The organism is Desulfobulbus oligotrophicus, from assembly GCF_016446285.1.
Taxonomy (GTDB): Bacteria; Desulfobacterota; Desulfobulbia; order Desulfobulbales; family Desulfobulbaceae; genus Desulfobulbus; species Desulfobulbus oligotrophicus.
Genome location: NZ_CP054140.1, coordinates 683,299 through 701,088, shown reverse-complemented (window position 1 = coordinate 701,088; position 17,790 = coordinate 683,299). Strand labels below are relative to the sequence as shown.

The 17,790-nt window shown below is 54.3% G+C and carries 15 protein-coding genes; all 15 read right to left on the bottom strand.

What is annotated here, in order from left to right; genetic code table 11:
• Positions 1-10: 10 nt before the first annotated feature.
• Positions 11-3,265 (bottom strand): AAA family ATPase, encoded by a 3,255-nt coding sequence (locus HP555_RS03235; RefSeq protein WP_199263759.1) that lies wholly within the window; start codon positions 3,263-3,265, stop codon positions 11-13.
• Between the two features lie 11 nt (positions 3,266-3,276).
• Entirely contained in the window at positions 3,277-4,527 is a 1,251-nt protein-coding gene (locus HP555_RS03230) for an exonuclease SbcCD subunit D C-terminal domain-containing protein (protein WP_199263758.1), read from the bottom strand.
• On the bottom strand, positions 4,524-6,665 hold the full coding sequence (locus HP555_RS03225; RefSeq protein WP_199263757.1) for an ATP-binding protein: 2,142 nt from the start codon (positions 6,663-6,665) through the stop codon (positions 4,524-4,526). Before HP555_RS03225 ends, HP555_RS03230 begins: the two co-directional genes overlap by 4 nt.
• Positions 6,662-7,999, bottom strand: a complete 1,338-nt coding sequence (locus HP555_RS03220) for an SIR2 family protein (RefSeq protein ID WP_199263756.1) — start codon at positions 7,997-7,999, stop codon at positions 6,662-6,664. The genes HP555_RS03225 and HP555_RS03220 overlap by 4 nt, the downstream gene beginning before the upstream one ends.
• Positions 7,996-8,457, bottom strand: a complete 462-nt coding sequence (locus tag HP555_RS03215) for a very short patch repair endonuclease (protein ID WP_199263755.1) — start codon at positions 8,455-8,457, stop codon at positions 7,996-7,998. The genes HP555_RS03220 and HP555_RS03215 overlap by 4 nt, the downstream gene beginning before the upstream one ends.
• Entirely contained in the window at positions 8,458-9,036 is a 579-nt protein-coding gene (locus HP555_RS03210) for a hypothetical protein (RefSeq protein ID WP_199263754.1), read from the bottom strand. It abuts the gene before it with no gap.
• Positions 9,033-10,730 (bottom strand): DEAD/DEAH box helicase family protein, encoded by a 1,698-nt coding sequence (locus HP555_RS03205; RefSeq protein ID WP_199263753.1) that lies wholly within the window; start codon positions 10,728-10,730, stop codon positions 9,033-9,035. The genes HP555_RS03210 and HP555_RS03205 overlap by 4 nt, the downstream gene beginning before the upstream one ends.
• Positions 10,727-13,099 (bottom strand): ATP-binding protein, encoded by a 2,373-nt coding sequence (locus tag HP555_RS03200; protein WP_199263752.1) that lies wholly within the window; start codon positions 13,097-13,099, stop codon positions 10,727-10,729. The genes HP555_RS03205 and HP555_RS03200 overlap by 4 nt, the downstream gene beginning before the upstream one ends.
• Complete coding sequence (locus HP555_RS03195) at positions 13,096-14,142, bottom strand: DNA cytosine methyltransferase (RefSeq protein ID WP_199263751.1); 1,047 nt, start codon at positions 14,140-14,142, stop codon at positions 13,096-13,098. Before HP555_RS03195 ends, HP555_RS03200 begins: the two co-directional genes overlap by 4 nt.
• Positions 14,129-14,332, bottom strand: coding sequence for a helix-turn-helix domain-containing protein (locus HP555_RS03190; RefSeq protein WP_039644640.1), 204 nt, complete (start codon positions 14,330-14,332; stop codon positions 14,129-14,131). Before HP555_RS03190 ends, HP555_RS03195 begins: the two co-directional genes overlap by 14 nt.
• Positions 14,333-14,489: 157 nt before the next feature.
• A complete protein-coding gene (locus HP555_RS03185; RefSeq protein WP_199263750.1) occupies positions 14,490-15,014 on the bottom strand; it encodes a gamma-glutamylcyclotransferase family protein in 525 nt (174 codons plus the stop codon).
• Positions 15,011-15,808, bottom strand: coding sequence for a glucosamine 6-phosphate synthetase (locus tag HP555_RS03180; protein WP_199263749.1), 798 nt, complete (start codon positions 15,806-15,808; stop codon positions 15,011-15,013). Before HP555_RS03180 ends, HP555_RS03185 begins: the two co-directional genes overlap by 4 nt.
• On the bottom strand, positions 15,793-16,314 hold the full coding sequence (locus HP555_RS03175) for a DUF5049 domain-containing protein (RefSeq protein ID WP_199263748.1): 522 nt from the start codon (positions 16,312-16,314) through the stop codon (positions 15,793-15,795). The genes HP555_RS03180 and HP555_RS03175 overlap by 16 nt, the downstream gene beginning before the upstream one ends.
• Before the next feature lie 8 nt (positions 16,315-16,322).
• Positions 16,323-17,282: an amidoligase family protein gene (locus HP555_RS03170; protein ID WP_097010731.1), complete on the bottom strand. Its 960-nt coding sequence runs from the start codon at positions 17,280-17,282 to the stop codon at positions 16,323-16,325.
• Positions 17,283-17,531: 249 nt separating this feature from the next.
• On the bottom strand, positions 17,532-17,789 hold the full coding sequence (locus HP555_RS03165) for a VrlD (protein WP_199263747.1): 258 nt from the start codon (positions 17,787-17,789) through the stop codon (positions 17,532-17,534).
• Position 17,790: the final 1 nt, after the last annotated feature.

Genomic DNA, 17,790 nt, shown 5'->3' with positions numbered 1-17,790 from the left:
TCCAGCTCCGCTAAACTGGGACGACGCTGCCGCATCCAGGCCCGGATATCTGGCTTCTGCCACCGGTTTGAGGAGTTACCTGGATCTGCGTGCTGATCCGCTCCTTCAAGGCGGGCACGTGCGAAATGACACCGATCAGTTTGCCGTCCTGCTGCAGGCCCGCGAGGGTTTCTAGGGCGGTGTCGAGGGCTTCCTCGTCAAGGGTGCCGAAGCCTTCATCCAGAAACAGCGAATCCACCCGGACATTCTTGCTGGCCATATGAGACAACCCCAGCGCCAGGGACAGGCTGACGATGAAGCTCTCGCCGCCGGAAAGGTTCTTCGTGGATCGAATCTCCCCAGCCTGATAGTTGTCGACGACGTTGAGCTCCAGGGGCTGAGCATCGTCACGAGCCAGCAAGTAGCGGTCGGTCATTTTCTGCAATTGCCGGTTGGCGTGACCAATCATCATTTCGAAGGTCAGCCCCTGGGCAAAATTGCGGTATTTCTTGCCGTCTGCCGAGCCGATCAATTCGTGCAGGTTTTCCCACCGGCGGCACTCCTTTTTCTGAGCTTCGATAGCTGTCTGCTTTTCCTTTATCCGCTCTTTTGCAGCCGCATTTTCACTCAACTTGTGCTTAAGACCGGCAATGATGTCCCTCAGCTCTTTCAGGGTCTCCTCTTGCTCCTTGAATTGGGGCTCGAGTTCTTCCAGCGACTTGTCTGTGAGCTTGCGGGCCACCTCCGTGGCCAAGCGCGTTTCCCGATCCTTCTGTCTGGCTTTCAGATCTGTTTGACGCTCATCCAGATCCTTGGCCGTGGCCGTCAGCTCAGCCCTCGATTCAGAAGGCAGTATGGCCGCCAAAAACTGTTCTTCATTTGAAAAGCCAACGGGCGCGAGCGCTGCGGAGAATTCAGTTTCCAGCCTTCTCAGTTCCGGCTCTCGTTGGTCGATGCGTTTATTCAGAGATTCGACATGAACCTTCGCGGTATTCCATTTTTGTTGGAGCTCATTGTGCCGGTCTCTGGCCTGTTTTTCGGCACCTTCGGCATCCGAAATCGCCTTGTTTAAACGGCGCTCCTCATCGTCGGGATTCTTGTCGCCGTACAGTGCACTGCGCTCATCACTTCCGGTGGCGAGTTCCTTTTTCAAGGTTTCAAGACGCTCCAGCTTTTCAGCCAGGGCGGTGCTCTGAGTTTCGATAACCGCGTCCAGCCGCTTCACCTCGCTGTCGATGTCGGCAATCTGTTTCTCGATGTCCGCCTTTTTCTTGACCTGGGCCTGCCACCCCTTCAGCCGCGCCGTGAGGGTTTCGATCAGTGATGAAATGTCCGTTTCGGAGATGTCCGCAATACCAAGCGGCTGGAGCTTGTTAGCAACAGCCTGCCTGCGTACGGCAAAATCGGCACGGAGTTTCACCAGGCCGTCCTTCACCTCGGCGTGGGCTTTCTCGGCAGCCTTCTTGTCATTAGCCGCTGCTGACTCCAGCTTTTCAGCCTCCGTCAGGTTTTTGCGGGCCAGGCTTTCAGCTTCTTCGAGTTTCTTGATGGCGACTTCCTGATCCTCGGCTTTGCTGATCAGCCTGGTCAGGGCGTCGATCTTCTTTTCGGTTTCATCGGGAACAGGGACATTCCCTTCCGCAAACGGGTGCTCGGTTGCACCGCAGAGTGGACAGGGCTTGCCGTCTTCCAGCTTTGCCCGGTGATCTTCAAGCTCCGCAATTTTCGTCAGGAAGGCCATTTCACGCAGCAGGGTTTCCTTCTCGGTGCGGTATTCCCGCAACAAGCGGTCTCCCAGCAACTGGCTCAAAGCATCCTTACCCTGCTGAAGCTGTTTTAAGGCGTCCTCCAGCTCCTGCTTCCGAATGCCGGATTGCTTCTGACAGTCGTCGAGTGACTTTGTCGCCAGTTCCAGAGTCGTATTGGCTGCTTCTTGAGCAGCATCTTTTTGAACGATTTCATTTTGTTTGGAAAGCAGGCCGCCGATCTGTTCTTCAACGCCAGCCAGACCACTTATCAGCCATTCATCCTGTGCATGCTCCTTGAGATAGCCGTCCACAAGATCCAGCGTCTCATGAGCCTTGGATCGTTTGTCCTGCTCTTCGAGCCGGGCTTTTTTGTCTGCATCAATTTTTGCCGTAGCCTTCTTGAAGCCCTCATCCTCTTCCGATACAGCTTTTTTCTGATCGGCAAGTTTCTGATCAAGGGAGCGAACCTTCTGCAATGTAGGCGCGGCCGCTTTCAACTCTTCTTTGGCCCGAGCAGTTTGTTGCTCAGCTGATTTCAGTGCCTCGGCCTGTTCCTTGGCGGAGGATTCGATTCCAGGAAGAGCCTCTTCCTCGGCTTTCAAGCCTGCACTGTCATCCGCCTGCTGTTTGCGGGTGGCGGTGAGCGTTGCGTATGCGCCGTCCAGCGAGGCGGCACTCAAAGCCCGGCCCAGCTTTTCACGATCCGGTTTGAACTCCTCGATATCGCCCTGCAGCTTGCTCGCTTCATCGGCCAGGTTGACGATTTCCTTCTTCAGCCCATCGATGGTAGTGAGCCAGGCAATGGCCTTCCCGGTTTCAGCGGCCCTGGCGGCAAGGTCTGTCTCATCCTTCTGCTTTGCTTCGAGTGCCTGCCCAATCTCTTGTTCCTGCTCCGGCTCAAGAATCACGATGCCTGCCGTTTCAGCCTGGAGCAGGTTCAGTTTTTCCCTCTCTTCGCGCTGGCGTTCATGGACACGGATGGATATCTGGCTGTAGATCTCTGTGCCCGTTATCTGCTCCAGGATAGGAGCCCGATCATCCGGTGCCGCTTGGAGGAACGCGGCAAAGCCGCCCTGGGCCAGCAACATGGAGCGGGTAAAACGGTCAAAGTCCATGCCGGTAGCGGACTCGATCTGGTCGGCTACACCTCTGATCTTGGATTCGAAAATTTCGCCGGAATCGGCATTGGCAATTTCGTGCTTCGGGGCCTGGAGTTCACCATCCGGCTTCTTGCGTGCCCGGTGTTGGCTCCAGTGACAGCGGTAACGCCCGGTCTGGGTTTCGAAGGTCACCTCGGCAAAGCACTCGCCGGTCTGGCGGGACATGATTTCGTTTCCGCTCTTGGTGACCTTGTTCAAGCGCGGCGTCCGCCCGTATAGGGCGAGGCAAATAGCATCGAGGATGGTGGTTTTCCCCGCGCCGGTGGGACCGGTGATGGCGAAGATGCCGTCAGACGCGAAGGCCGGATGCATCAGGTCGATTTGCCATTCGCCGACCAGTGAGTTCAGATTCTTGAAGCGTACCTGCAGTATTCTCATCGACAGCCTCTCTATTCCGCCTGCATATCGTCTTCATAGAGAGACGAGACTGTTTCCTGGTAGGCCCGAAGCAGCTCTGGCCGCTGCTCTTCGGACACGTCATGGACGGCGAGGCATCGTTCGAACACGTCGTTCACGTTCAGGTCGTCGAGCGTTTCCTCTTCATGGATTTGTCTCAGAACACGTTCAATGATGCGGTTGTTCTTTATCCGGAGGATTTCCATCTGGGTACCGGAAATCGCAGCCTCCAGGCGTTCACGCAGGTCGCCTATTACCTCAGTGCCGTCGTAAATGACTTCGAGCCAGCCTTGGGAGTCGGTTGCCGACAATTCAATGATGCGGTTTGAGATGCCTTCCCAGTCTCCCTTGACGCGCTCGAGCTTTTGAAACACCGGTATGTCGATCAGCTGTATGGATGCAGCCGTGCTGTGGAACTCAACCTGGCAAACGCTCTTCTGCTGTTTTGCCTCTCCGAACCCCATGGGCAGAGGAGAGCCGCTGTACCGAATGGTTTCGGAGCCGTTCACTTTTTGCGGGACATGGAGGTGTCCAAGCGCCAGGTAGTTGAAGCAGCCAGGAAAAATCCCGGCCGTCACGTGAGCCAGGGAGCCGACATAGAGTTCGCGCACGCCATCACCGTCGACGGTTTGTCCGCCTGCGGTGAACAGATGCCCCGTGCCAACGATGGGAATATCGGCCCCGAGTTCTTCACGCTTCTGCTCGGCCAAAGCAGCGACGGCGGCGTAATGGGTGCGAATGCCTTCGATCAGTTTCCGCTCCTTGTCCTCGACGCTCTCACCCGCTTCCGCCACGCGGATATCCCGGTCGCGAAGGTAGGGCACGGCACAGACAATCAATTCCGGAACGTCCTGCTCATTACGGAGCACCAGCACTTCGTCTTCCGGGGATTCCGTGCTACTACCGACCACGTGGACATCCAGGGCTTTGAGCAGCTCCTTGGGAGCATTGAGGAAGGACGGTGAATCGTGGTTGCCCGCAACGACAACAACATGCCGACAGGATGAAGCGGCCACCCGGCACAGAAACCGGTAATAGAGCTCCTGGGCGCGATTGCTCGGAGCGCTGGTGTCAAAGACATCACCCGCCACCAGCAGTGCGTCAATTTCATTCTGCTGAATCGTCTCAGCCAGCCAGGTCAGAAAGGCCTCGAACTCCTCGTAGCGTTTTCTGCCATAAAGAGTACGCCCAATGTGCCAGTCGGATGTGTGGAGCAATTTGAGCGGCGGCAATTTCTGATTCATTGGGCATCCCCGCCTTCCTGCATAGAGTCGCCATCAGCTCCCGCTTCCGATCCTGCCCAATCGCTGGTGATTTTATCCCAATCGATTGGGCGAGTTTCTTCGTTGGTCCAGACATTCCAGAAATCCGGGTCGTCAGATTCCGGCCTCTGACCGTCCTCCAGATGTTTCACCTCGACGAGCGCGGGTACCTTTGAGGCGATGCCCAGGAGAATGCAATGGCGTGTGGGCAGGCTGGGCAGTTCCCGAAGCAGTCCGCGTGCGTTATCAGGAACCAAGCGGGAGATCAGCTCCTGATCCCTATCATTCGTGATCCGGTGGAGGAGGAAAGAGTTGCATTGAGACAGTACCGTTTCGGATAGTTCGGAAGGCCTCTGTGATGACAGCACAAGTCCCAATCCGAACTTGCGCCCCTCTCTCGCGACACGTTCAAAAATCCCTCGACACATATCAGCAGGACTCGGGATGTCGTCGCCATGAGGAAGGCGCTTTGCCACGAATGTGTGTGCTTCTTCCAGGACGAGTACGGTGGGTAAGTTCTGATTATTATGTTTTCGGTAACGCTGTAGTGATTCAAGTATTAAACGTGACGAAACGGCAATAACAAGATGGAGAATTTCATAAGGAACAAGGGACAGGTCTATTACTGCCACCGGACCATTAGCTCCACCATCGGAGCCGACATGAAGGTCGAGCCAATCTTTCAGCGATATTGAGGAATCAGGGTTGATAACGCCATTCATTCTTGGATCTGACATGATCCCCTTGATCCGCATCGTCAGGGTAGAGATGAATTGGGAGGCCGATCCACCTTCTTGCATGGCTAATGACTCAAGATGCTCAGCCAGCACCTGAGGATCAAAGGGTAGTGGAGAATCTTCGTTCACTGTCCCAACATCTTCGCCTTGGGGAAATCCTTGGAGGATATTTTCGATCCATTGATCGACAGTGTTTAAATCGTTGTCACCAAAATCGTTGAAGCCAGTTCTTCCGCCGCTGGTCCATTTTCTGCTATCAACCACTTGAGTAATGGCTGCCGCCGCACGCTCTGTTCTTGTTTTAATGTCGCCAGTGAGAGTGGAACAGTAGGATGTAATATCTTCGATAAAGCGGCTTAGCTGCTGTCCGCAGTTGTTATTGCTAGGGAAGCCAGATGCGCCCGTGCCAGCAAACTGCAACAAATAAGACTTTAGCGACTTACAACGAGCCCTCAGTCGATTTTCTATGGTGAGCGTTATTTGTTTATTCGATCTTAAATTCCGCAACGCTTCTTGCAACAACGGCCTTTGAGCGCGGGGTGCCGCTTGGGCAACTGCTGCCCATTCCGAGCTATTCCACATCCAGGCAGGCAAAGTGAATTCAGCGGCATCGGTGTTGGTAAGCGGTGGAACCTGAAATACCCTGCAGCCCGCTCCCAAGTCCTGAAAACATTTCGAATACTCACCATTAGGATCAAGGATTATGAAACGTGCGTTTGGATTGTCTTGTCCGCTTTGAGCTTCCTCGGCTCCCGCAGGAATCTCGGGTTTCTTGATGGATTTTTGAGCCGATTCAACGGCAGATCGCACCAAGGCTGCCAAGGTGCACGACTTACCACTGCCAGTGTTACCCAAAACGGCAAGATGGCGGCCAAACAGCTTATCAGGGTCAACCGCGATTGGCGCATCATGCGCGATAGGACAGGTTCCAAGCGGAACTCGGCTGTCCTTGCCTTGGCCGGTAACTATGGCAATGGTTTGCTCCCTTGTTGGCAGAATTACTGGATCACCAACTGATGGGAAGCTCTGAACGCCCCTTTCAAGCCGCCATTTATTCTTTTCCGAAAGAAGTGTTCCAATCGGACACACCGCCATTTTTCGCAGCGGGAATGGCAGGTCGATCAGGCCGAAATCCTTGAGCCCTTGTCGTTTGGGATAGGCCGATCTTTCCACCCCCAGCCACACGACGATCCCGACGACCGCCCCGGATTCGTTGGGCAGCAGAACGAAACTGTTTATTCTCGGAAATGGTGTCGGGACACCGGTGTTGAGGGCAGTATTTCTTGGAGAATCGATATCCAGCAAAACCTTGATTTCATCTGGGGCAACACTCTCCACCGTCCCAATTGTCAGGGACGAAATCTTGGAAATCGGTGAGGTCATGCCTCTTCCTCCCCGCTATTGTGGGCGGCCGGTTCCCAGCCTCGATTTCGAAGCAATTCAGTCTGCCGGATGGTGATGCGGTCTATCGCTGGCTTCGGAAGGTAGTTTTCAACCAAGGTCGGCATGTTCCCAAAGTGCGGACCGATCAATAACGATATCTGCGCTTTTCTGCCGACCTGTTTACAAAAAGAGCTGATTCGACCGCCTTCATCGCCATAGGAAATGATGACAATGTGTGTCGATGGGATTGTCAGCATGTCGGCGATGGTGCGGTTGATGTGCTCGTCACCAAAGCCATACCCATAGGTGACAAGCACCGAGTTCGGGCGGCAGACCGCAGCCGCATAATCGCGGAATAGTTCAACGTAGGGGTATTCTGATGTCTCCCGGTCCTTGGCCGAGTTCGGGTAGATCATCACGGAATCGCTGGGCTGGTCGTTGATCGCCGGATGGTCATCCTGCGGGCCGAATGGCAACCCAACCTTTCTTACAAAACCCTTTCGGTAAATCCAGTCCAATGACCCGTGAAGCTTAGAAAGACGAACTACGCCCTCCAGGTAACGTGGTTCGCCACGTATGCCAGGTGGGTTATAGTGCATATCGATGTCCAAGCGCGAAGACCTGAAAATCGGTTCAAGGCAGCCGACAAAGCGATCAAGCAAATGCAGACCCGCTAGATCTGCACCATATTCGATCAACCGGTCGTAATTGGTCGTGAAGATATGGAGACGCTCCCTTGTCGCTGTCCGGCTAGAAAAGCTGAGCAAAAAAGAAACGAGCATGACAAGCGAATCGAGCGTCTCCGACGCTTCTTCCCCGGCTTTTTCTTCGGCCGCAGGGTCGGCATCTGCTGGTTCAGGTGCCGCGCATTTTTCGACCGCTGATTTCAGGTCTCGTTCGGTTTTGGATATACCGTTCAGAAACTTTTTGAACAAAGAATCAAGCGCGGTGATGACCTCGGTATGGCGATCATCTCCCAGAATTTTCAAGCCTTGAGCCAGCGCGTTGGCAGCCCGGATCTGATCCTCAATATTTGCCTCGCCGCGTCCCATGGCCACAGCGGCTTGCTGGGCGGCCTCCTTCAGTTTGTCGTCCAGTGGGAAACCACCATAGTCACAAGCCATGTCGGCTGCGCTCGTTCCGGCCTGATATGCAACTGCCTTTGTGAAACCGCTGCCAAGCAAGAGAGCAAGATGCTCACTCTGAAAAACAGCCGCCAGCCAGGGTTCGATATGCTTTTTCTGGAATTCGATACTTTTGCTGTCATCGGGGTCTTGGACGTCAAGATTCTCCTCGTTCCCGATGCGATAGACATGCTTTCCCCATGGCTTCATGGCTGTTCTCCGATATCTGAGGACTTTTTTCCGTTCTTTAATCTTTGAGCGCTACGAATCTGAAGGGCAAGCCTATCTAATGATGCGTTATTACAAAGCTGACACTCCCATATCACAGCAACATTCCACCCGAGATCCTGTAATAGCCTGATATTTTTATCATCTCGTTGTCGGTTTGCCCGTATTTTGTCTTTCCAAAATTTGACATTCGATTTAGGGATTCTGGCTAATTTGCATTGCTCGTCTGGATGGCCGTGCCAAAAGCAGCCATGGATAAATAGAACCGTCCGAAACCTTGGGAAAACAAGGTCTGGTTTTCCTGGCAGCTTGTTGTCGTGAAGCCGATATCGCAGCCCATGTTTGTGCAAGAAAGAACGCACCTTCATTTCTGGCTTGGTGTCCTTTTGCTTTACAGCAGCCATCACTCGGCTTCGTTCTTCTTTGCTGATGTTATCCAATCATCCTTCTCCATAGATGTACGGTTTAGCGTTGCACATCGAAAGCGCCTTTTCCAAATGGCGTAAATCGGAAGGAGACACCTTTTGGTGTCTGGCGAACAACGTCAGAACGATTTTTATAGATGCATCGGAGTTATCGGAAAATGGTTTTGAGGCAACGTAAAGTAACGCTTTACGCAATGCGGTTTCCCATTTTAGAACTGTGCCATCCGCCACAACCACAAAGCAGGCGTCGGCTGGGGACTTGAATAATGAAATCTGACTTTTTGCCTCATGTTCCACAAAGAGTGCTTGAATCCCTACCTTTTCCAAAATTATTGACTCAAGGTCGTCTGGGCGTTCCTCCTGTGTTTTATCTTTTGAATACCGGTTGAGAATCGCGTCTTTTATATATGTGCGGACCTCGGCTTTTTTCATGTACTGGGACAATCTTCCTCCGACATTGGGCATGGTAACCAGTTGCGCGAGGAAATTGCCGTTGTCTGTCCTAGAACGTGCGAGATAATTAACTCGGTCAGCCTCTTGAAAGACGCATTCTTTTATCTCTTTAGCGATATCATCAGGAACCTTTTTGCTCATGACCAAGCCTCCGTGTCAGGAAAAGCCAGACGTTCAGCGTCGTCTTGGTCCTGCAGACTGGCCACATCATCAAGCCATGCATCCACGAACTTCTGCGCTTTTTCATTGCTAAAAGTCACCACCCCGTTCCGCAGGAAAACCGTTTCAACTTCACCTGGCTTGGGGTCGGCCTTGGCCTCCTTGTCAAGCTCCTTGACCGCAGCCAATCGTCTTATGTCCGTGACAAAGTCCAGTACAATGACTTTTTCTTTTCCTGGTGAGATCCTGAGCCCTCTACCGAGTTGTTGCACAAATATCCTTCTGGAGTGGGTAGCCCTTAAGAACACAAGGATATTCACGTCAGGCACGTCAATACCTTCATTCAGGACATCGACCGCCGTAACCGCTTTGATTTTTCCAGATGAGAAATTCAACAGAACCTGTCGCCGTTTAACCTTGTCATCAACAGACATGTTGGCTGCTGGAATGCCCGAGGACACCAGTTTCCCTGCGAATGTGTCCGCATGGTTTTTTGATGGTGAAAATATCGCGATCCGTGGACGTTCCATGGATGCGGTCAACTCAAGAAGCTTGGCGATAACAGCGTCATCCCTCTGTGGCAGGAAAAGTCGCTTGTTAAGGTCTCGGATGGACAACGAGGTGCGAGCCAGTTTCGGAACTTGTTCCCAGTCGATGTTGTCACACATCATCCGATAATCGACTTTTGCAAGGAACCCCATCCTCATGCCATCGACCAACGATACTTTTTCAATCGGCTCACCAAAAATAGACTCAATCGATGTACCGTCGCCACGCCAGGGAGTGGCCGTCATGCCAATAAGAAGTTTTGGGGAAAGATGCTCAATGCATGACGAAAAAGCGTTTGCCAAAGCGTGGTGGGCCTCATCTACGATAATGAGATCAAAAGCGGTCGGCTCGATTCCTCCGAGATACCCAAACAGCGTCTGATACAGCCCGAAATTGATTCCGTCGGATGGAACAGGGGGCTCTCCATCCATGAATATTCTCGTTGGTATGTTCTTGGAAATCTGCGCCCAGAAAGATCGTTGGAGTTGGAAGGCTAAGTCTGTAGCATGACATAGGACTAGTATCTTTTTTAGGCCAGTCGAATAAAGAAGGTCGGCGACCGATGAAGCGATGACGGTTTTTCCGAGCCCGGTCGCAACAACGAATAGGGCCTTTCTACGGCCACTGTGAAAGCCCTTTACAACCGAGTCGACTATCTTTGACTGATATTCACGAGGCGACCTCTTTTCTTCACTGTATTCAGGCCATTTTGCAACAAGATCTGTCAGAAATTTTCCGTTCCAGAGCCTAACATCATACCCCTGTCTGTTGAGGTCATCTCTTCTATCATACGCTGATTTTGTAAAGTCCCCATTGGTGGCAACGACTACCACTTTGGCTTTGTAGTAGGCTTGACCCTTGACGGCTTGATCGACAGCGGACTTGCCAACATAGGAGTTTGAATTGACCGCCTTGACCTGTATGAGGTATGAATCGTCAATCCCTTTCGAGGGGTTCGCTCTCACTGCTAAGACATCAGCCCCTTTGTCTCCACTCTCACCAACATATTGGATATTTTTCCAACCGCAGTGCAGCAATAACCTAGAGACTGCGAGCTCAAGAGCTCTCCAGTCACCTCCCGCCATTACAGCCTCAGTCAGGAAAGTCGCATTCTGTGGTTCACTCATTCCAGGAGTCCTTCCAGCAGAGACAGTGTGTTCGCGTGCCTCAATAGTTCTTGTTTGCTCTGTGCTCTTCCGCCCTGAAGAAGCAAAATAACATCGGAAAAATAGGACAGGACCCGTTCAAGGGAGTTTTTCCGCAACCGTTCACGCATCGCCTCATTACCAATCTTTAGGTTGGCAAAAGGCTGCGCGAAAAGCTTGTTGTCCATAAACTCTTCAGGAAATTCGGCTATCAGCCGTTTTATAGTCGTGTCGCAAACAAACGCCAGAGACTGAATCGATTCTTCACTGGAGTCTTGATAGGCACCGAGCAGATTTGGAGCCTCATCAAGCAGGCGTTTTGCCAGTTCTTCCTCTTCAGCTTCAACAGACTGGATAACTTCTTTTACCTTGGCAAATCGATGCCCGAGCAAAGAAGGTAGTTTTTCGCGTATTGACGAAACAATCGAATGCGCCCGTTCTTGTAGAGCTTGGGGATTGATCCGTTCTTCAAGCAAATGATTGTCAACGAGCCCAATAAACGCCGCTTGAATAGACACGCCAGGATCACGGAGCGCAAATTTTTCTGCCAAGCCCTGCAGCAACAATTGTTTAGGGGAAAGTGGGTACTCGGATAGAATTGGATGAGTCGGGTCGAAAAAGAAATCAACCTCGATTCCATCCTGATAAAGGTGACATGGCACTCTGCTTCCTTGGATTTTGATTTGGCTGTCACGCACTCTCCAAGCGGTTATTTCCATTCCGGGAGTTGTGTCGTAAGAGTATTTTCCTGACAGTGATTCCTCTTTGTCAGAATGTTGAATCAAGAGATCTCTGTCAGAAGTCGCCGGAACGGGAGCCACAGTAGGTGTTGGCTGTGGTGGAGTACTGACAGGAGAGGAGGTATGAGAGCCAGCCCCAGATTGAGCGCCGGGCAAATAGCTGGAAATGTCATCTGACGGAGACTCTCCAGAATTTACCGGAGTCAAGCCTTTACCGCCATCCCCCCGTTCTCTGTCTGATTCCTGAGCGACCTTGTACCACTTATCATCGGTTTCGTACTCTAGGTCTCCGGAAAAGAAACGCTTGGCGAATTCCCTCGCCAGTGAATTAGGAACCGCGAGATTTTTTGTGCCAGGGTCTGTTCTTCTGTATGCATTGACCAATCTACCTAGAGGAGACTCGTTATCCCCATCGTATCCCAAAGCTTGCCTTTTCTTGGGAAGAATCGGTCCAGCGCCTCGAACGGCTTCCAGTGTGAGTCGCCATGCTCTGTCTGTGATATCAAACCCATTCTTTTGATACGTCGGGATCAGGTAATCAACATGGAGCTCGCCAACGATTCTCCCGCCAACCGTCGATCCAAGTTCGACTGGGTATTCAGACGTGTAAGTTCCAGTATCCGGATTTTCGTAGCCGAAAAGGGATTTGTCAGAAACCAGTATTTTCCGTCCGTTGCGAACAAAATCCACACCAAAATCAGATGGGTCGGCATACCGCTGGATACCAATCCAACCTTTAAGCCGACGAGCACGTTTGACTATGTGTGTCGGAGAAACACCACCTTTACTAATCGAGACATCGAGATCAGCGGTTTCGTCTTCGGTCAGGTAGCGGTTTTTCAGAGAGTCGAAGTATGTCTCTCCGAGGTCTCGGTTTATTCTTTGGATCGCCTCTACTCGAACCCCTTTACGGACCACAAACCTTGAATCGCTCCAAACGCAATGTGGACGAGGCGAAAGCTGCTTTCCCTGTACAAAGATTGAAACCTTTTTTCTGCTGAGAATCGGCGTGTAAATTATCTCCAACTGCCTTCTTATCGCGCTTTCCTTTTTCCTAATTTCCGCGAAAACGCCGTCTTTCAAGCTCTTGACAATTATTTTAGTGCCGGATTCGTCCGGAGTTTTTTTTGGTTCCCTAACAACAGGAGCGGAAAAGGTTTGCTCCTTTATCAATTGTTCAAAACTGATTTTAATTCCAACCCATTCAGTTCCATCTGGAGTCGCCGAAAGGAAAAGAGTTTCATCTCCAAGTCGGGCAGTGGCGATATTGAAACCCATTCCAAATAGTCCAAGGTTGTGAATAGGATCGTTGCTTGAATATCCCGCCTTAGCAGCTTTCTGGAGGACTTCGAGTTCCATGCCGAGCCCGTTGTCCTGAACGACAATTTCTCTATCATAAGCGGCGACAGAATCACTGGACCAATGGATATCGACCCTGGGGCCATTTATAACTTTCCCTTTGTTTTCAGCCTCAGAAAATGCGTCCAGCGAATTGTCGGTCAGTTCCGCCAAGCATTGCCAAGCGGCAAACGGAATGTCCCCCAACGTTCTAAGGATTCTCGGGGTGGGTGTGATGTCGACGACTTGCGTTATTAGCGACTCTGATTTCATTTCACGCCCTCCAGATATTTGGCGATAGCTCTTGCAACTTTATTTCCCAGAATCGGCGGTACGGCGTTGCCAATTTGCATGATGTTAGACGTGGCCGAATGGGGAAAATCAAAATTGTCTGGAAACGTCTGCAACCTGGCACACTCGCGGACAGTCAACCGTCTATCAAGAGAGTAGTGAAACTGCACACGGGACTTCGCGTTCGCTCTGATTGTGTATGAAGGCGAATCGGCTGGCGTGGTCTCGTCTCCTTGGCCATTTCCTTTTTTTGCTCTTGACGCTCTGAAATATTGCGACTGGTTTGGAATTGAATCGTCCGATATCCCTTCAAGATCTTCTATCGCCCAGCGAGTCGTCCTGTAGTGTTCTTCGGTGTGAGTTCTCTTAGGCATGACCGGAAACCCCTGCAAATCGTCTCTAACCGCCACAATGAAAAGTCTCGTCCTTCTCTGAGGAACGCCATAATCTGGAGCAAAAAGAGTCCAAACCTCGACCCTGTATCCGGCCGAAGCGATGTCCTGTTTTATCGTGTTTAACACATCTCCTTGTTTCATATTGGCAAGACCTGGAACATTTTCACCAATGACGACAAGGGGTCTGTGAACCTCCATGTATTGAATCAGTGCTTGGTACAACCTTCCACGGGTGGACTTCAGCCCATGACGTGGCCCGCACGTGGCGAAATCCTGGCAAGGGAATCCCCCTATCAAAACTTCGGCGGCCGGAACTTCGATAGGGTTATAGCTGGATAGGTCCCGAACTTCTGCGTGATCAGAAATATTCTTGAGGTATGTCTGAACGCACTTGTCATCATGGTCATAAGCGGCGAGAAGTTTGAATGGAAGCTTGGGGACTTTGGTGCCCTTGTACGAAAAGCCCCCGAGAAATCCCAGGTCAAGCCCTCCGCATCCGCAAAAAAACGAAACCACGGATCTTTCTCGCATAGACGAGAGCGTTTCTTTCCCTGGTTGAGGTATGGAAGGGCTTCTTTTCTTATCTAACAGCATCACTGGTTCCTGTTCATATAAATCAACTGTTTCCATTTGTTTTATCCGCCGCGCCGCCAGCCTTCACCCACTCGTCGACTTCGTCTTTCTTGAACTTCCAAAGACGGCCCATGCGATGGGCGGGCATCGCATGCTTGTCGATCCAGCGGTAAACGGTGTCACTGCTGACACCGAGGTACTTGCCTATCTCGTCTACTGATAACCAGCGGTCTTCTATCTCGGCCATATCTCCAACTCCTCATGGGCGATTGGTTTTCTTGCCACGCCAGAGGCGGTAACGGGGATGCTGGGCGCAGCTTCCCCAACTTAAAACATCCTCTAATATATTTAGGCAGGGGCCGATTGTCAAACGCTTTCGTCCGGATAAGGCCGCAAAAGTCTGCTCACGGACGTAACCACTCGCCGCTGGCGACTCTCTCCGCGTAAGGCGGGCATGGCATCCAATAGGTCCAGGCTGGAATCGAGGTGCGTCCGCACAGCACAGCCACCATCACCCGCTGGTACATGCTGTGCCCGCCGGGCCGGAAGCCTTCCAGCCGGTCGATGGGCGGCAGGTCGCGCTGCGGGTAGGTGAAGGTCACCAGCTCTCCGTGGATCAGATCCCAGTCTCCGGTCGGGCGGCCGAAACGTGGCGTGTCGATCACCTGCTGCCTACGGGTGTCGGTCAGTGGATCGGCGGTGCCCCGGGCCAGGATCAAACCTTCCGGCACTTCCAGGGCCGGGAACCCGGCGTTGAGATGGTAGAGCCTGCCCCAGACCACGGCTGGTTCGATGCTGCGAGCCTGGGCGCAGAAGCGTTGATGGTTCCAGTAGCCCCGTTTCAGGGTACCGTAGACGAACAGCCGGAGGATGGTCTCGGGAGCGTCTTCCGGGTTTGTGTTCAGCTTCGCGGTGTCTCCAATGTTCATGCATTCACTCCTTCGGGCAGTGTCCCTTTGCGCTCCTGGGGTATGAAGCGGAATTCGCTGTTTTCGATGGCCCGCACATCCTCGTGGCGGATGGTGAGCATGGTCATGGGCGGAACCTCCAGCTCGCGCCAGCCCTTCTCGTTGACCACGGCAAAGTCAATAAAGGCGTCGTCCGAGGCGTAGAGCACCACCCGGTGCTGGCGGTGGATGCGCAGGCAGAGCGGCTTGTTGCCCTTGAGCACGGTGATGGTGCCGGGGTCGAGCCGCGAGGCCAGCACGGCGCTCATTTGGCCGCGACAGAGGGCAAGCGCCTTCTTCAGGCCCTCCTGGTCGATGGGGCCTTCAGGCGCGAAGCGGTCGGCCAAGCGGAAGATCAGCTCGCTGTCCACTTCGGCGTAGCGCGGCAGCCCGAGACGGCGGAACAGGTAATCGGCGTTGTAGATGGTGCCGTTGTGGGTGCCGATGACGATCCCGGCCCGGATGGGATGGTTGTTGCGGTTGTTGAACTCGTTGCCCCGGGTGCGCCAGCGGGTGTGGCCCATGAGGATGGTGGTCTCGTTGTCGACCTGCCCGAGCAGCTCCTGGAACGGCTTCTCGTAGACCAGTTCGTGCGCCCGCATCGGCCGCTTGAAGATGCGGTGGCTGCCGTCGGTCTTGAGCCAGGCCAGACCGGAGGCGTGCGGGCCGCGCTCCTCGCTGTGCAGCAGCATGCGGATGAAGACCTCGCGCAGGTAATCCCGCTCGTCGGGCCGCCTGCGCTTGCGGCCGAAGATGATGCCTACTTGTCCGCACATGGAGCCGGGTCCTCCTTGCCGCCGAAGTTCTTACCGAGCGGTCTCGTCCCTTCGATGACGAAGGCCGCGTATTCGCGCCGGTGGTCCGCCAGCCACTCGGCCACCTCCGGGTAGCCCATATCGGCGGTCAGCCGGGTCACCTCCGGGTGGTCGAGCATGTTGGTGCGCCCGGAGAGCCGCACCGTCTCCAGGGCTTCGAGGAAGCGTTCCGGCCAGGGATCGCTGGCCTTGTCGTCGGGCAGGAACTCGATCAGGCCGTGCCGCGCCAGACGGGTGAGAAACTCGGCGGCCGCAGCGGCTACTTCCTCCGGCAATGGCTGGGGCGGCCCGCCTTCGATGCCGGAAAGCACTTCGGTCATGTATTCCCGGGGCGCTCGGCTGGCGGTAAACGGCGTCTGGCCGCGCATCAGCTCGATAACTTCGAGGCAGTCGGCGGCTTGCAGGGTTTCCCCGCTGCCGGGGATCGGTTCGCCGTCCAGCGTGGTGGAGCGGATCAGAATCTTCATGGGGCACCTTAAACAGTGAGGCCGGGAACTTGCCCGGCCTCGTTGGTGAGAGTAGTGGTTGTTTCGTCCGGAAGGACGTCCTCCGGTTTGGGCCGTCCGTTTTTGAAGGCGGCGTCGCCGGGCATGTTGGCCATCAAATGCTTGCGGGCGGTCTTGAACTCGTCGCCGATCAGGCCGAGGTGGAGCAGGAAGACCCGGAAGTCGTACTTGGCGCTCTGGGGATCAAAATCCCGCTTGCGGCTGGAGGCGGCCCGGCCATTGAGCGCCTTGGCGGCGACGGCGAGGCAGAACTGCAGGTAGGCCTTGATCCGCCCCGCGTGGAGGGTCGCCTCGAACCAGCGGAATTCCACCGTGCCCCGGTACCAGACGTTGTGCAGGTTGACCCCGTGGTATCGGCTGTTGTCGTAGTGCTGGGGCTGGCGGTTGTGGTAGCCGTACCAGATGCGGTTGAGCTGGTCCTTGGTGCGGGGGCGATGCTGTTCGATGCGTTGGATCAGCTCGTCGCTGACCGGCCGTGTGTAGCGGTTGAGGCGGTCGCGGCTGATGCCGAGGGCGTGGAGGATCAGCGGCTCCTGCTTGTAGATGATCTTGGCCAGGTTACCCAGGTGCCTGCCGTCGAAGGGCGCGGCGTCGATATGGATGTGGATGCCGCACTGGCTGTTGATCTTGCCTCCGGCGCGGCGGATGGCCCGGACCACCTCCTGCAGTTGCGGGATGTCGTCGTAGCCGAGCACCGGGCTGACCACCTCGGCCCGCAGATGGGCCGGGACGCTGGTCAGGGATGCGTCCCCCACCACCTTCCAGACGCGGCCGCGCAGGTCCTCGACCTCCCAGGGGTCATAGCTGCTGGGGATGCCGACATGGCGGACCGTGCCGCCCACCACCGAGTGGATGGCCCAGGCGATCTGCTCCCGGGTGCGTTTTACGGTCTCGATCTCGATCCCGTAGTGGATCTCTTTCAGGTTCATGCGTGCCTCCGTCGTTCGTGGCGCTTCTAAGCCGTTGTATGGCAAGGCTTTTCAGCCTCCGCTTACACCATGAATGAATGCTTCTTTCCGGACATAAATCAAGTAGAAGAACAGCCGAAGCAGACATTTAACACGTTTATTTTCAATGACTTGCGAGCTTGGCCGGATTGGGCGGCGCACAGGCGGCCGAAACCCCGGAACGGGCTGGCCGTATCCGGGGTTTCTGGGTTGGCGGTGGCAGTGAGCCGGTCAGCCGGAGGCGGTATCAGAGGTGATCAGGCTGGCGTGCAGCTCGAGGTTGCGCGACTCGTCGGCCCTCATCCGCGACAGCAGCGCCGTGAAGGCCTCCGCTTCGTCGGCCGGGAGCTTTGACGCCCGTTCCAGCCGCGCCAGGCGCTGGTGCAGGTTCTCCAGCAGGCCCAGGGCGTGGTCGCGGATCAGGCCGTCGCGCTTCTCCTGCGGCGAGGGAATGAACTCGGTCAGGCCGCCTTTGCGTCGAACGATCATG